Source organism: Thiomicrospira sp. R3 (assembly GCF_029581415.1).
Lineage (GTDB): Bacteria > Pseudomonadota > Gammaproteobacteria > Thiomicrospirales > Thiomicrospiraceae > Thiomicrospira.
Genome location: NZ_CP121121.1, coordinates 458,217 through 474,465 on the forward strand (window position 1 = coordinate 458,217; position 16,249 = coordinate 474,465).

15 protein-coding genes are annotated in these 16,249 nt (G+C 47.4%); 5 read left to right on the forward strand and 10 right to left on the reverse strand.

Annotated features, from left to right (window positions below; genetic code table 11):
• Positions 1-63 precede the first annotated feature (63 nt).
• From P8S55_RS02290 to dbpA, 3 genes are all read left to right on the forward strand, one after another.
• Positions 64-354: a peptidylprolyl isomerase gene (locus P8S55_RS02290; protein ID WP_289224678.1), complete on the forward strand. Its 291-nt coding sequence runs from the start codon at positions 64-66 to the stop codon at positions 352-354.
• Positions 347-2,152 carry a DNA helicase RecQ gene (gene recQ / locus P8S55_RS02295; protein ID WP_289224679.1) on the forward strand — a complete coding sequence of 602 codons (1,806 nt, stop codon included), beginning with the start codon at positions 347-349 and terminating at the stop codon, positions 2,150-2,152. The genes P8S55_RS02290 and recQ overlap by 8 nt, the downstream gene beginning before the upstream one ends.
• 176 nt (positions 2,153-2,328) lie before the next feature.
• A complete protein-coding gene (dbpA, locus tag P8S55_RS02300; protein ID WP_289224680.1) occupies positions 2,329-3,714 on the forward strand; it encodes an ATP-dependent RNA helicase DbpA in 1,386 nt (461 codons plus the stop codon).
• A 38-nt stretch (positions 3,715-3,752) separates the two neighbouring features.
• Here dbpA and P8S55_RS02305 read toward each other — a convergent pair whose 3' ends face one another.
• Positions 3,753-5,066 (reverse strand): M16 family metallopeptidase, encoded by a 1,314-nt coding sequence (locus tag P8S55_RS02305; protein ID WP_289224681.1) that lies wholly within the window; start codon positions 5,064-5,066, stop codon positions 3,753-3,755.
• Positions 5,066-6,442, reverse strand: coding sequence for a M16 family metallopeptidase (locus tag P8S55_RS02310; RefSeq protein ID WP_289224682.1), 1,377 nt, complete (start codon positions 6,440-6,442; stop codon positions 5,066-5,068). Before P8S55_RS02310 ends, P8S55_RS02305 begins: the two co-directional genes overlap by 1 nt.
• A gap of 164 nt (positions 6,443-6,606) precedes the next feature.
• Here P8S55_RS02310 and ftsY point away from each other — a divergent pair, with 164 nt between their 5' ends.
• Positions 6,607-7,794: a signal recognition particle-docking protein FtsY gene (ftsY, locus tag P8S55_RS02315; protein WP_289224683.1), complete on the forward strand. Its 1,188-nt coding sequence runs from the start codon at positions 6,607-6,609 to the stop codon at positions 7,792-7,794.
• 9 nt (positions 7,795-7,803) lie between these two features.
• Positions 7,804-8,451: a transglycosylase SLT domain-containing protein gene (locus P8S55_RS02320; RefSeq protein WP_289224684.1), complete on the forward strand. Its 648-nt coding sequence runs from the start codon at positions 7,804-7,806 to the stop codon at positions 8,449-8,451.
• Positions 8,452-8,588: 137 nt separating this feature from the next.
• Here P8S55_RS02320 and groL read toward each other — a convergent pair whose 3' ends face one another.
• The 8 genes from groL to rplU form a co-directional block, all read right to left on the reverse strand.
• Positions 8,589-10,223 (reverse strand): chaperonin GroEL, encoded by a 1,635-nt coding sequence (groL, locus tag P8S55_RS02325; protein ID WP_289224685.1) that lies wholly within the window; start codon positions 10,221-10,223, stop codon positions 8,589-8,591.
• A 63-nt stretch (positions 10,224-10,286) separates the two neighbouring features.
• A complete protein-coding gene (groES, locus tag P8S55_RS02330) occupies positions 10,287-10,574 on the reverse strand; it encodes a co-chaperone GroES (RefSeq protein WP_248850262.1) in 288 nt (95 codons plus the stop codon).
• A 147-nt stretch (positions 10,575-10,721) separates the two neighbouring features.
• Positions 10,722-11,477, reverse strand: coding sequence for an EAL domain-containing protein (locus tag P8S55_RS02335; RefSeq protein WP_289224686.1), 756 nt, complete (start codon positions 11,475-11,477; stop codon positions 10,722-10,724).
• A 417-nt stretch (positions 11,478-11,894) separates the two neighbouring features.
• Entirely contained in the window at positions 11,895-13,202 is a 1,308-nt protein-coding gene (locus tag P8S55_RS02340) for an MFS transporter (protein ID WP_289224687.1), read from the reverse strand.
• 79 nt (positions 13,203-13,281) lie between these two features.
• Entirely contained in the window at positions 13,282-14,403 is a 1,122-nt protein-coding gene (gene proB / locus P8S55_RS02345; RefSeq protein WP_289224688.1) for a glutamate 5-kinase, read from the reverse strand.
• A gap of 3 nt (positions 14,404-14,406) precedes the next feature.
• Entirely contained in the window at positions 14,407-15,441 is a 1,035-nt protein-coding gene (cgtA, locus tag P8S55_RS02350) for an Obg family GTPase CgtA (protein ID WP_289224689.1), read from the reverse strand.
• Between the two features lie 141 nt (positions 15,442-15,582).
• Entirely contained in the window at positions 15,583-15,846 is a 264-nt protein-coding gene (gene rpmA, locus P8S55_RS02355; protein WP_289224690.1) for a 50S ribosomal protein L27, read from the reverse strand.
• Positions 15,847-15,914: 68 nt separating this feature from the next.
• Positions 15,915-16,229: a 50S ribosomal protein L21 gene (gene rplU / locus P8S55_RS02360; protein ID WP_289224691.1), complete on the reverse strand. Its 315-nt coding sequence runs from the start codon at positions 16,227-16,229 to the stop codon at positions 15,915-15,917.
• Between the last annotated feature and the right edge of the window lie 20 nt (positions 16,230-16,249).

The window sequence follows — 16,249 nt, forward strand, 5'->3', positions numbered from 1 at the left end:
GCGTTTGCGATTGTTTCCACATTCGATTACCATTGAGTTCGTTTTATTTAGGGCCAACCCACCATGCTGATTCATGCTTCTCATATTCTCCAAACCTCAGAAAAAAAAGCAAAACGCCTAAAAGCCCGACTCGATGCCGGTGAACTTGGTTTTGAGCAAGGGGTTGAGCGCTATTCAGATTGTCCATCGAAAGCACACCAGGGTGATTTAGGCTGGTTTGCGCCAGGGGTATTGCCACAAAAGTTTGAAAAAGCACTCTGGCAAGCCCCTCTCAATCAAGTCAGCGAACCCGCTGAATCGCAATACGGCTGGCATTTATTTTTTGTCCACGCCAAAAGCGCCGCGCATGGCTGATTGGATAGAAAGCCAGGCACTCGAAGTGCTAAAACGCGTTTTTGGTTATGCCGCTTTTCGCCCGCAACAGTTTGAAATTATTCGTGATCTAGTAGAAGGCCAGGATTGTTTTGTATTGATGCCGACAGGCGGTGGTAAATCCCTGTGTTATCAAATTCCAGCCTTTTTACGCCCTGGCACCGCGATAGTCGTCTCGCCCTTGATCGCGCTGATGCAAGATCAAGTGGCCGCGCTGCAAGCCAACGGGGTTGCAGCGCAAATGCTCAATTCCTCGCAAGACGCACAAACCAGCGAGCAGGTGCTCAATCTATTGCATGCTGGCGAACTCGACCTGTTGTATGTCTCGCCAGAGCGCCTGTTAATGAGCGGTTTTCTAGCCCAACTGCAAACCTTACCGATAGCATTATTTGCCATCGACGAGGCGCACTGTGTTTCGCAATGGGGGCATCAATTTCGCCCGGAATACAGCCAAATCGGCGCATTACGTGAGCACTTCCCCAATGTGCCCTTTATCGCCCTCACCGCGACCGCCGACCACACCACGCAAGCCGATATTCTACAACAACTGCATCTGCAGCAGCCACAGGTGCATCTCGGCAGTTTTGATCGCCCCAACATTCGCTATACCGTGGTCGAAAAACAGCAACCCTTTAAACAACTTCTCGATTTTTTAAAACAGCAAAAAAATGAGGCCGGCATTATCTATGCCCTTAGCCGTAAACGCGTCGACGACATCAGCGCTAAACTACAAGTTGAAGGCTATAGCGTCGGAGCCTATCACGCCGGGCTCAGCGCACAAACCCGCCATCAAGTTCACCATGACTTTTTGCATGATCAAGTCGATATCGTGGTCGCGACAGTGGCGTTTGGCATGGGGATCGACAAACCGAATGTGCGTTTTGTAGTGCATTACGATGTGCCCAAAAATATCGAAGGCTACTACCAAGAAACCGGACGTGCTGGGCGCGATGGCTTGCCCTCACAAGCCTTGCTATTGTTTGGCATGCAAGATGTCGTGACCGCGCGCCAGTTTGTCGAAAACGTCCAAGACCCAAACCAACGCCGACTCGAAACCCACAAACTCAACAGCATGGTAGGGTTTGCCGAAGCGCAAACCTGTCGGCGTAATCTGCTGCTCAACTACTTTGGCGAGAACAAACAACAACCCTGCGGCAACTGCGACATCTGCCTCAACCCGCCCGAATTATTTGACGCCACCCAAGCGGCGCAAAAAGCGCTTTCCTGTGTATATCGCCTAAACCAAGGGTTTGGCGCTAAACATGTGATTGATGTTTTACGTGGACTGGACAACGAACGAATTCGCCAATTTGACCACCAGCAACTCAGCACCTACGGCATAGGCAAAGAATACAGCGCCCATCAATGGAACAGCATTATTCGCCAACTGATTCACCTCGGCTATTTGTTTCAAGACCACCAACACTACTCGGTTTTAAAATTCACCGAACGCTCCGGTGCGCTATTAAAAGGTCAAGAAACCTTAACGTTAGCGATGCCGAAAAAAGAAACCGCCCGAAGCAACAAAAGCGCGAAAAAAAGCGCCAGCAGCCTCAGCGAAGAAAATCAGGATTTATTCGAAACACTGCGCACGCTTCGCCGCCAAATCGCCGAGCAACAAAACGTGCCCGCCTTTGTGGTATTCGGTGACGTCAGCCTCATCGACATGGCACAAAAACGCCCGCAAACCGAAGACGACTTCCTTGAAGTGAGCGGCGTAGGCCAAGCCAAACTAGAACGCTACGGCGAAGCCTTCCTAACCCTAATCCGCGCTCAATAGGCAGGCCACAAAACGGGTTAAGTGTTAAGGTTGTCAGAAAATCACTTAATACATGCGTTATCAAGCTCTCAAAACTAAGGTTTAATTCAATAAACTATCGAAGCGAAAAACGCTTGCTGTCTGTTAAAAGCTTTACAATAGCTTCAAAACTACCTTAGCTCATACAGGACTATCCTTTGAACGCTCAACTTTCATTTTCTAGTTTAAATTTACACCCCGATCTAATTAGCAACCTAGAAACCTTGGGTTATCATCAGCAAACTGAAATTCAGGCGCAAAGCTTGCCGCCGATTTTGGCGGGGCAAGATGTCATTGCGCAGGGCAAAACCGGCTCGGGAAAAACCGCAGCCTTTGGTTTAGGCTTACTTAATCAGTTGGATAGTAAAAATTTCAACATTCAAGCGATGGTGCTCTGCCCTACCCGCGAATTGGCGGATCAAGTGGCCGACGAAATTCGCCGTCTTGCGCGTCGCCTGCCGAACATTAAAGTCATGACGCTATGTGGCGGGATGAACATGGGCGCACAACTCAGCTCATTGCAACAAGGGGCGCATGTGATAGTCGGCACACCAGGACGGATTGAAGAACACCTGCGTAAACAAACGCTTAAGCTTGATGAACTCAAGGTGTTGGTACTCGACGAGGCGGATCGGATGCTCGATATGGGCTTTCAGCCAGCGATTGATGCGATTATGGAAGCGGTACCCAGCCCGCGCCAAACCCTGTTATTTAGTGCCACCTTTGCGAACCAGATTGAACAAATCAGCGAGCGGATTATGCAAACACCCCTGCGCATTCAAGTTGAATCGCAACATGATCATGCCAGCATCGCCCAGCATTTTTATCAGGTTGACACCCCTGAACAACGCCTTACTGCGTTACGCTTGTTGCTACTTAAGCATCGTCCTGAATCCAGTGTGGTGTTTTGCAACACCAAAAAAGATGCCCAAATGGTGGCGGATGCCTTGCATAAGGTCGGCTTTGATGTGGCCGCGTTACACGGTGATTTAGAACAGCGTGAACGTGATCAAACCCTGATTCAATTTGCCAATAAAAGCATTGCGGTGCTCGTAGCCACTGATGTTGCGGCACGGGGTTTGGATATTGATGCGCTCGATGCGGTGATTAACTTTCACCTAGCCCACGACCCTGAAGTCCATGTTCATCGCATTGGCCGTACCGGACGCGCCGGTAGCAAAGGGCTAGCGGCCAGTTTAATCAGCGACAAAGAAAGCTATAAGGTGGCGGTATTGGGTGAGTATCTTGACCAAGAGATCAAAGCAGAACCCCTACCGGATTTAAGTATTTTGCAACAACCCCCCCTGCAGGCCAAAATGGTTACCTTACAACTCGATGGCGGCAAAAAAATAAAACTTCGCCCCGGTGACATTCTAGGCGCACTGACCGCCAATCCGCTGATTACTGGCGAGCAGATCGGCAAAATAAAAATCACCGACATGCGCAGCTATGTCGCGGTGGAACGCCCGATTGCCAAACTCGCGCTGAAACACCTCAGCCGCGAAAAGCTAAAAGGCAAAAACGTCCGCGCTCGGATTTTGTAACCAGGCCTGGTCGTCATAGCCTGGTCTTTGGTTTGAGTTTACTCAGGCAGCCCTACCATGAGGGTAAAGAGTTGGTCTGGGTTGATGTGACGCTGCCAGGCGGCGAGTACTTCCGCTTTACTTAGTTGCTCGATATGACGCGGGAAAGCATCCAAATAATCTAATGGCAGATCATAAAATCCGATCATACTGATATAACCGAGGATTTTTCTGTTGCTATCCATTCGCAACGGCCAGCCGCCGATCAAGTTGCTTTTGATGTCAGCGAGTTTTTGCTCATCAAAATCTTTCATAAAGCCCTGTAGCGTTTGTTTGACCACTTCATCGGCTTGCATCGCTTGGTTATTTGCGGTGGATAAGCCTGCAATCCAAGGGCCGGCTACACGCATCGGGGCAAAGTAACTATAAACGCTGTAGACCAATCCGCGTTTCTCGCGCACTTCTTCAACTAACAAAGACGCAAAGCCGCTACCGCCTAATAAATGATTGCCTAAAAACAACGCATAATAATCAGGATGCCCGCGCTCGACAGCTATTTGACCGGTAAAATATTGCGTTTGCGCAGATTGAAAATCAATCACCTCGGTTTTAGGCTCGTTTTGAGCTTGCGTTAAAGGCTTGGGTTGCGCGAGCGCGGCAGGCTTTTCCCCCTTGGGCATTGCGGCGGTTAATTGTTCCGCCAGCTTTTCCGCTTGCTGACGGCTAATCGCGCCGACCATCGCGATTTGCGCGTTTTGTGCCACATAGTAGCGCTGCTTAAAGGCTTCAAGGTCTTTGATATTCAGCGATTCAACCGATTCGACCGTGCCTGATACCGGATGGGCATAGGGATGATCACCGTACAAACCCTGCCAAAACGCACGTTGCGCGACGCGAGCGGGCTGCTCTTCGGCTTGCTGCAAGCGTTGAATGAGTCGTTGACGATCGCGCTGAAAAATGGTTTCTGAAAAAGCGGCCTGATTAATCACCTGCTCAAATAAATCTAACGCGGGGTTCAACAAATCAGCTCGCGTTAAACTGCGCAGACTAAAGCTAGCCGCATCACGATTCACATCACCCCCAAACTGCGCACCTAGGTCATTAAAGCCATCAGCAATCGCCTGCTCGGTTAATTGGGCGGTTTGGGTACCGATCATATTCGCGCTAAAGCTTGCCAGGCCTGGTTGTCGATTATCACGCGCACTGCCGGCATCAAACTTAAGTTCAATGTCGATCATGGGCAATTCGGGGGCTTCAACAAACAGTACCTTGGTGCCTTTGCTGGTGGTCCAGGTTTGAATATCAACTGAAGCCTGCAGATTCCAACTGGTGAGTCCTAATACGAAGGCTATAGCGTAAATTGATTTTTTCATTAGTGTGATCTCCCGCCAAAATCAGGTTTGGCTGTAGGGCGACGATTGGTTTCGCCACTGGGTCGTAAAATGCCAACCGTCATGTTATCCGTATGTAAATATTTTTTGGCCACCGCCTGCAGTTGCGCCGGGGTAACTTGGCGTAGGTTATCCACCCAGGTCTCCATCGTATCCGCAGGCAAGCCAACACTAACCATCATGCCAATCGACATGGCTTGCGCTTGCACCGAATCCTGGTTGTAGACATATTGCGCTTCGGCTTGCGCCAGTACGCGGTTGAGCGCCTGTTGGCTCATCGGCTCGGTTTTAATCCGCTCGATTTGCTTGATTAACTCCGCCTCCAATTGCTCGATGTCAACGCCAGCTTGTGGCTGGGCGCTGAAAAAGAATTGGGAGCCTAAACGACCATTGGCACGATAAAAGGTGCCAATCGAGCTGGCGATCTGCTGCTCTCGCACCATTTCTTGGGTTAAGCGTCCGGAGTCGCCATCCAACACACTCGCTAAAACCGACAAGGCATAGACCTCATCCGCGCTGTCTGCGCTCACCAGCGAAGGCACATGAAACCCTAGAATAATACTGGGTACCGGTGTCGCATCTTTTAATTCAATCCGGCGCATCCCCTGCTGTTTAATTTCTGGCTGTAGGCGCGGTTGAATAATGTCGCGCGCAGGATATTGACCATAGGTTTGTTTCGCTAACTCCACAACCTCGTGCGGATCGACATCGCCCACCACCACCAACGTGGCATTATTAGGTGCGTACCAACGGTCATACCAATCCTGTAAATCGGCCAATTGGTAGTTTTTGATATCCGCCATCCAGCCGATAACTGGATTGCGTTCAGGGCTACTTAGATAAGCAGTCGCTTTAAATTGTTCAAACAGTTTAGAGCTAGGCCGATCTTCCACCGCCCATAATCGCTCTTGAATCACCACATCGCGCTCAGGCTGAAATTGTGCTTCGGTCAACTTTAAATTAGCCATACGATCTGATTCCATCTGCATCACTTCGGCAAGATGCTGTTTACCGACGATTTGAAAATAGGCGGTGAAGTTTGAGGAGGTGAAGGCATTTTCACGCCCCCCCATTTGCGAGACACGTCGTGAAAACGCACCCGGCTCCATAGTCTCGGTACCCTTAAACATCATATGTTCAAGCATATGCGACACCCCAGTTAAGCCCTGTGGTTCATAATTAGCCCCAACGCGATACCACATTTGATGCACCACCACGGGCGCGCGTTGATCTTGCTTGACGACAATTTGCAGTCCGTTATCTAACTGGGCTTCAAACAAACGTGGTTGGTCAGCCGCCTTAAGCCCGCTTGTCGCCAACAAGGTTACCAACCCCACCACTATTAACCTTAATCTCATGAATTTATCCTTTTGTGATTTAGCCCCACGCTATTAGGGGCAAAAGTCTCTTTCAATTACAAATTCCTTTATAATGGGTTGCACTAGATTTTACAAGTTTACAAATATGGAACTTTTCGGCACGCACTGCCCAGTTCACTCAGCCTACAGAGGTTTTACGCATTATGTTTGGGTTTTTTCGTAAAAAAGATAAAAAACAAGAGTTAAACGGTCAACAAGAAACGCAGGTTATTGACGAACGCGAAGAACACATCGAGCAACCTGTTCCTGCGCCAATAGCAGAAGAAATCAAACCAGTAGAAGCAAACTTAGCGCCCCTACAAGTCCCTACCAGCGACTTGGCTGAAAACGTATCAGCAGCCGACGAAAAGCCCATTCAAGTCATTCAAGCGCCTCAAACTGAAGAAAAACCTACAAAAACTGGCTTGTTTGCGCGCTTAAAAAACCAGCTCACAAAAACACGCCAGGCCTTCAGCGATGGCTTAGCTAATCTAATTTTAGGCAAAAAAGAAATCGATCAAGACTTGCTTGATGATCTAGAGATGCTATTGCTTACTGCGGATGTGGGGGTGGATGCCACAGACCAAATCATTCAAAACCTGACCGGACAAGTGTCACGTAAAGAACTTAAAGACCCTCAAGCACTGATTGATGCGCTCAAACACCAGCTTTCCGATTTGCTCACCCCTGTCAACCAACCCCTAGTGATCGACACCAGCCAAAAACCCTTTGTTATTTTAATGGTTGGCGTGAATGGTGTGGGCAAAACTACCACCATTGGTAAACTGGCGAAAAAGTTTCAGCTAGAAGGTAAATCCGTGATGCTCGCAGCGGGCGACACCTTCCGTGCGGCGGCGGTGGAGCAGCTTCAAACCTGGGGCGAGCGCAATAAGGTGCCCGTGATCGCACAGGGCACGGGCGCCGATTCTGCCGCAGTTATCTTTGATGCGATTCAATCGGCGAAGGCGAAAAAAATCGACATACTGATTGCCGATACCGCGGGGCGTTTGCATACCCAAAGCAACCTGATGGAGGAGCTCAAAAAAGTCCGCCGCGTAATTCAAAAGGTCGAAGCCAGTGCGCCACATGAAGTGATGCTGGTGCTGGATGCTGGCACCGGACAGAATGCAATTAGTCAAGCCAAACAGTTCAATGCCGCAATGCAACTTACAGGCCTGGTACTTTCTAAACTCGACGGCACGGCAAAAGGCGGGGTTATTTTCTCATTGGCACAACAATTGCCTATCCCTGTGCGCTATATTGGTGTAGGCGAAAAAATTGATGATCTTCGTGAATTTAACGCCAAAGAGTTTACCGACGCACTTTTTGCCAAGTCAGATAAAACCGAATAGGAGTTGACAGTGTTTAAAGGACTAAAATATAAACCCACATTATCAGTTTTTAAAGCATTCGCTTTAACGGCTTCGCTTGGTTTGCTCGCTGGCTGCGCAACCCAGCCCCCTCCTGCCAATACCCACAGCAATATTTGTAAAATTATTGAGCATGATCGAAATTGGTATATTGCGGCCAAAAAATCAGAAAAAAAATGGGGCACTCCTGTCGCCACACTCAAGGCTTTTGTGCATCAGGAATCTCGCTTTGTTCATAATGCACGTCCCCCCAGGGACTATGCGCTAGGCTTTATTCCCTTACCTCGAAAATCAAGTGCGTATGGTTTTGCACAAGCTCAAGATCCTGCATGGCACGACTATCAAAAAGCGACGGGAAAATTCAATGCGCGGCGCAACAATGTTAACGATGCGCTTGATTTTATAGGTTGGTACAACTCAGTATCCAATCAACGAAATGGGATTTCACTCAACGACCCTTATAATCTCTATCTTGCATACCATGAAGGTCATGGTGGTTACCGACGCAAAACCTATAATCAAAAACCCTGGTTGCTTGATGTAGCTAAACGGGTAGAGCGTCAATCCCGCATGTATGACCAACAACTTAAAAACTGCCCAAACCTGCCTAGACGTTTTTGTATTTGGCCTTTTTGTTAGTGTCCCAATCAACGAGCACCAGGCCTGGTTGTCTTGACCACTTAACTCAAATAAAAAAAGCCCCGCCAGTTATTCACTGACGGGGCTTTTTTAGGCTTAATATCCAGCTAAATGTTTAGCTTAATGTAATCGCTCGATTACATCATGCCGCCCATGCCGCCCATTCCGCCCATATCGCCACCTGCTGAACCACCGTCTTTTTTCGGTAGGTCGGCAATCATCGCTTCAGTGGTGATGATTAGGCCCGCAATAGACGCTGCATTTTGTAGAGCAGTACGCGTTACCTTAGCCGGGTCAATAATACCCATTTCTAACATATCACCATACTCTTCCGTTGCTGCGTTAAAGCCAAAGTTAGCTTTGCCTTCTTTTACCTTGTTAACCACCACTGAACCTTCTAGGCCACAGTTTTGTACAATTTGACGCAGTGGCTCTTCCATTGCACGCATCGCAATTTGAATACCCACGTCTTGGTCATGGTTATCGCCTTTGACGGTGACATTCGCTTTAGCACGAACTAATGCCACACCACCACCAGGCACTATACCTTCTTGAACCGCGGCACGGGTTGCATGCAACGCATCGTCAACACGATCTTTTTTCTCTTTCATTTCCATTTCAGTCGCTGCGCCCAACTTGATCACCGCAACCCCGCCAGCTAATTTAGCCAAACGCTCTTGAAGCTTCTCTTTGTCATAATCAGACGTGGTGTTAGCCAACTGAGATTGGATTTGTGCACAACGTGCTTCGATATCGGCTTTAGCACCCACACCATCAATCACAGTGGTTGCATCTTTGGAGACATTAATGTTTTTCGCTTGACCTAAATCCTCTAGCGTAATGCCTTCTAGTGTCATGCCCACTTCTTCAGAAACCACTGTTGCACCAGTCAATACCGCGATATCTTGTAGCATGGCTTTACGACGCTCACCAAAACCTGGTGCTTTGACCGCTACTACTTTTACAATACCGCGCATATTGTTAATGACCAGGGTTGCCAACGCCTCGCCTTCAACGTCTTCTGCTACGATTAACAATGGACGGCCTGCTTTTGATACCGCTTCTAGCGCGGGTAATAGTTCACGGATATTAGAAATTTTCTTATCCGTTAATAAGATATAAGGGTTTTCCATTTCCGCGACCATTTTCTCTTGGTTTGTGCAGAAATAAGGCGATAGGTAACCACGGTCAAACTCCATCCCTTCAACCACATCAAGCTCGTCATGCAATGAAGAACCTTCCTCGACGGTAATGACACCTTCTTTACCTACACGCTCCATCGCTTCGGCGATCATTTTGCCAACCGTGCTGTCAGAGTTGGCAGAAATCGTACCGACTTGTGCAATAGAATCGGTGGTTTCGCAAGGCTTAGACATTTTTTGAATTTCTGCGACCACCGCTTCAACCGCTTTGTGAATACCACGGTTTAAATCCATTGGATTCATGCCCGCTGCAACCGACTTCATACCTTCACGCACAATCGCTTGCGCTAATACGGTTGCCGTTGTTGTACCGTCACCGGCAACATCATTGGTTTTAGAAGCGACCTCTTTAACCATCTGCGCGCCCATATTTTGGAACTTATCTTCTAGTTCAATTTCACGCGCTACCGATACACCATCTTTAGTAACAGAAGGCGCGCCAAATGATTTTTCAATCACCACGTTACGGCCTTTAGGACCTAGGGTTACTTTAACTGCGTCTGCTAGGATATTAATTCCTTCAACCATACGCTCACGTGCTTCGATACCAAATTTAACTTGTTTTGCCATTGTGTAATTTCCTCAATTTAATGTGTTAAGAAAGTCTAAATGTAACGCTACGTAAACCAACAATTAACCGCGAATCGCGATAATGTCGTCTTCACGCATGACTAATAGCTCTTCGCCATCTACTTTTACTTCTTGACCTGAATACTTGCCGAACAATACTTTGTCGCCGACTTTCACCGTCATCGCTACGACTGCACCGCTGTCTGAAGCCTTACCCGGGCCTACAGCAACCACTTCACCTTCAGCAGGTTTTTCTTTTGCTGAATCAGGAAGTACGATCCCGCCCGCTGATACTTTCTCTTCTTCTAAGCGACGAACAACAACGCGGTCATGCAAAGGTTTAATGCTCATAGATAGTTCTCCTAACATTGTTAAATTTAATCGTGGGGTTTAAGGCCGATTCGCCTCTCAGAAAATCGGCAGAATTTATAAAGACAAGACTAATATGGGGCTAGGTAACGAGGATTCAAGAGGGGAAAATTAAAAAAGTTACCTTTTTTAAAATGAAACCGCTGGCAAGGTCTCAAAACCGGGTTTGGCGAAATAATAACCCTGCATCAAACGTACGCCGAGATCGGCATAAAACGCAACTTCTTCTTTGGTTTCCAAGCCTTCTGCTAAAACCGTAATACTGAGATCATTACAAATCTGCATCAAGCCTCGTGCGATAGATTGCTTAATCGGATTCTGATCTATATCACGCACCAGCTCCATATCAATTTTAATAATATTGGGTACAAAACTCGCCAACATGTTTAAACCTGCATGACCGGCACCAAAGTCATCCAATGCGGTGGTAAAGCCCTGCGCTTGGTACTCAGAAAAAATACGCGTCATGTGCTTTACATCAGCAACCTGTTCAGATTCTGTGATTTCAAACATCAGCCGTTCAGTAGGAAAGTTGAATTTGTTTGCGGCTTCAAGGGTGCTGCTAATACAATGCCGTGGCTCATAAACCGCATTAGGCAAAAAGTTAATACTTAACATATGTTTCAGTTTAAGCTCGCTGGCGAGTTGGATCGCTTTTACCCGGCAGGCCTGGTCAAACGCGTAACGGTTTTGATCGTTTACCTTGCTGAGCACTTGATAAGCGCCCTCACCCTGACAACCACGAACCAGGGCTTCATACCCAAACAAACATTTATTTTTCATATCAACAATCGGTTGAAATGCAAAGGTAAACTCAAAACCCAGCGGTTTGTGGCACTGCTTACAGCCTGATAATATTTCTTCCACCGGAAAATGCGTTGTCATGAAATACCTCCATTTGTCCATGGACATTTACAAAATAACATTTATAGTTATTATTACACAAACTGGATTTACAAATTAACCTTGCAGCCACCATTTATACTCATAAAACGCAGAATTGCTAGCGTTGATCGATAAAACCATCACCCCTGCGCTCAAAGAAGTCGCGGATGAGCTGAACAAGAAAATTTAGTGCTGAAGCAGAAGCATTTAATAGCGATGTTAAATCTGACGGTTATGGCGCGAACAACACCATGGCTTCAATGTTTACGCTGACTACACCCTTGGCAGCAACACCTATAAAATCATGCTAGCCGAGGTTGAAAACTACGGCGAAAAGATTATTCACCTTAGAGTTGATCACCAGCAAGAATAATGGCGGCGCACAAGCCGTTGGTTTGCGTTACGTTTTTAAACAAGCTATGCTGATGACGACTCGTGACGGCCTTCTGAACCATCAACAGGCGGATCAACATCGGGTCGATTTTCCTTAACCCATTCTTCATCCTGACGCGGGTCCATTTCAGCTAAGACTTCACCCGATGCCATGGGCACTGCCACATATACGTTCATGTTTTCGACCGCAATACGCTCAGCTTGCAGTGAATACACACCCAAAGCCAACGCAAACAAAGCAAGCACAATAAAAAACGCCGCCGCTGAAAAACCAAGTATAAAACCTAACATCAACGGCGCAGTAAACGAGCCTAATCCATAGGAAAACAATAGGGTGCGGCTAATTTCGACTAGGTCTTTGTTTTCATCAAACACATCATTCGCACGCGCCACACTCAATGGGTAAATACTAAACAAGCTCATGCCGAGCAAAAACCCAACGGCATACAACAAGACCACACTATCGCGCCAAATCCAAGGCAAAACCAGCATTAACGCAAAGATAGCCACACTAAAAAATCCAGCCCAAGCCAGCATTTTTCGCCGCCCTAGACGGTCAGACAAAATCCCTACCGGTAGCTGCGCCACTAACCCACCCAGAATGGTAATCGCCATAAACAAAGACACCACACTCGCTTGATCAAACACATTCAGCACATACAAAGGTAACATGGTATAAAACGCCCCAACAAACACACCGCCAATAAAACTACCGACTAAGGCCAAAGGCGCAATCGATAACAATTTAGGCATACTATAGCGCTCAAAGGGCTTCAGTATCGGCTGGGTAACACGGGTAATCGCTACTAACACCAGTGAGCAGAGCACTAAAATAGAACCTAACATAAAAAGGGTGGTGGCCGGCATCTCAAACATTAACAGCAACTGCCCCAAGGCTAAAGCCAAGAAGAAAACGATGGTGTAAATGGCCAGAATTTTGCCACGATCTTGGGGTGAGCTTTTTTCATTTAACCAGCTTTCTAACACAATTAACATGGCATAAAACGCAAACCCTGACACCAAGCGTAATCCCGCCCAAAACCAAGGATCAAACCACAAAGCATGACCCAGAAACGCCATCACCATAATGGCTGAAAAGGCGGAAAAACTGCGGGCATGGCCAACGGTCACAATCAGCTTTTGGCTAAACACCGCCGCTAACATCGCGCCCAAAAAAAATGCGGCATTAATTAAACCAATAATCCCTTCTGCCAAGCCTTCTTGCTTGAGGAAGACACCAACAAAGGTCATCAACAAGCCATAGCCGGTCGCTAATAACGCAATCGAAAAAAACAGCGATGAAATGGGCAATAAGGTTCTTTTAAAAAACATCCACTCTCCTAAAGCAAGCAAGGCTTCCTTTGCACTCGCGCCGAAAGCCTTGCTATGTTAAAACTAAAATAAAAGGGAGTTAGGACAATACGAGATTATCTCGATGAATCAAAGACACATCGTCCATATAGCCTAAAATTTCCACAATTTTATGGCTTGGTTGACGCAGAATTTTTTGAGCTTCATCCCAATCATAGTTCACCAAACCGCGCGCAACTTCACGGCCAAGTGGGTCTTGGCAAATCACCATTTCGCCACGTTTGAATTGGCCTTGAGCTTCTATCACCCCAACCGGTAACAAACTGCGCCCCTGTTGCATCAGCACCCGCACCGCACCATCATCCAGCATCAATACACCGCGTGCTTGCAAATGGCCTGCTAACCATTGTTTGCGCGCTTTTATCGGCTCTAGGTCTGGAATAAGCAAGGTGCCGTAATCATCACCTGCAAATAATTTTGGCAGGATGTTAGGTTCACGCCCAGAGGCAATTAAAGTTGCCGTACCCGATCGCGCCGCCCGTTTCGCCGCCATCACTTTAGTATACATCCCGCCACGTCCTAGCGAACCGCCTTCAGGACTCGCCATGGCTTCGATATCTTTGCGGCTCACCTGCGCTTGTTTAATCAGCTGCGCATTGGGGTTTTCGCGTGGATTGCTGTCATACAGACCCTGCTGGTCGGTCAAAATCACTAAAACATCTGCGCTAATCAGATTCGCGGTCAGAGCCGCTAGGGTATCGTTATCACCAAACCGGATTTCATCGGTTACTACCGTGTCATTTTCATTGATGACCGGAATCACGCCATGTTCGACCAGTGTTTGGATAGTGGAGCGCGCATTGAGGTAACGCGCACGATTAGATAAATCATCATGCGTCATTAAAATTTGTGCGGTATGCAAGCCACTTTTAGCAAACTCCGACTCATAGGCTTGCACCAAGCCCATTTGCCCGACGGCAGCCGCCGCTTGCAGTTCGTTTAATGCCGTGGGGCGGGTTGTCCAACCTAGGCGTTTCATGCCCTCGGCCACCGCTCCCGACGACACAATAATCAACTCAACACCTTGTTGGCGCACAATAACCATTTGCGCCACCCATTTAGCTAGCTCTTGCTGATTAAGCCCTGAGCCATCATTGGTTAACAACGCACTACCGAGTTTAATGACCCAACGTTTTGTTTTCTTTAGCGCCGCGCGTTCCATTGCCTAATTTTCCTCTTGCAAGGCCTGGGCTTTATTAGCCTGAAGTGTCCACGAAATTTTTTGCATTAATGCCTCAGTACCCTTACGCTCGACGGCCGAAACCTGGTGAACTTCACCCTGCCAGTTTAAGCGCTCAACAATATCTTTACAAACCGCATCGGCATCCTCTTCAAGCAACAAGTCGGTTTTATTGAGGACCAACCAACGCACTTTACCTGCCAGTTCTTCACTGAACTTTTCTAATTCTTTCTCAACTATGCGTACCGACTCCACCGGATCGGTTTCATCTATCGGTGCAATATCCACAACATGCAACAGCAGCCCCGTGCGCGATAGATGCTTTAAGAACTGAACCCCTAAGCCCGCGCCTTCCGCCGCACCCTCAATTAGACCCGGAATATCGGCAATAACAAAACTATTTTCAACCGATACGCGCACCACACCAAGATTAGGGTAAAGGGTGGTAAAGGGATAATCGGCTACCTTAGGGCGAGCGGCGGATACAGCACTGATTAAGCTGGACTTACCGGCATTGGGCAACCCCAACAAGCCAACATCCGCCAAGACTTTCATTTCTAACAATAGCTCGCGTGCTTCGCCGTCTTCACCGAGTGTATGCTGATGCGGCGTGCGGTTGGTTGAGCTTTTAAAATGCACATTGCCCAAGCCATGACGACCCCCTTGGGCAACCAATAGTTTTTGTCCATTTTCAGTTAAGTCACCTATGACTTCTCGAGTATTAATGTCTAATACCTGCGTACCAATCGGCACGGGGATAACAAGGTGCTGACCTGCGCTGCCGGTTTTTTGGTTGCCCATTCCAGACTGGCCGTTTTGTGCCTTATAACGCTTGGTAAAACGAAAATCAACCAGCGTGTTTAGGTTCGAATCTGCAACAAAATAAACGCTCCCACCATCGCCACCATCGCCACCGTTTGGCCCGCCAAACGGAATATATTTTTCACGTCGAAAACTGATGATTCCATTTCCACCGCGACCAGCCTCAACATGTATTTGTGCTTCATCTACGAACTGCATAGTGTTCCAACCTAATTTAGGGCTTTTCTTGAGTTAAACAAACCTAACTCATCAATGATATTAATTTACAAAACAAAAACGCCCTGCACATTAAATATCGTGCAAGGCGTTTTTTATTTTAACACGCTAACGTTCGATTGCTTAGGCTGACTGCTCTAAGATCTCTACGTAAGTACGCATTGGCTTGCCCTTAGTAACAAACGCAACTTGACCATTTGCCTTAGCATATAAAGTATAGTCTTTACCAACACCTACGTTTACACCAGCGTGGAACTTAGTACCACGTTGACGCACGATAATGCTTCCAGCTGAAACGGTTTCGCCACCAAAACGCTTAACACCTAAGCGCTTGGCATTAGAGTCGCGACCGTTGCGTGTACTACCTGCGGCCTTCTTATGTGCCATGGTTTTACCCTCTCTGTAACAAGCCTAATAATATATTATCCAACCAGGCCTGGTTATTTTGTTAAAACTTAAGCTGAAATACCAGTGATTTCAACTTCAGTATAGTTTTGGCGATGGCCTTGCTTAGAACGAGACTTGTTCTTACGACGACGGAACTTGATGATAGTCACTTTTTTACCGCGACCGTTACTTACAACAGTAGCCGCAACCTTAGCGCCTTCAACAACAGGCGTGCCTAACTTAATAGACTCACCTTCACCGACCATCAAGACTTGATCAAATTCAACTTTATCACCTTCATTAAGACCCAAAGTCTCAATGCGCAAAGTTTGACCTTGACGAACTCGATATTGCTTGCCACCGGTTTTAATTACCGCATACATATGTAACACTCCCGGATTGA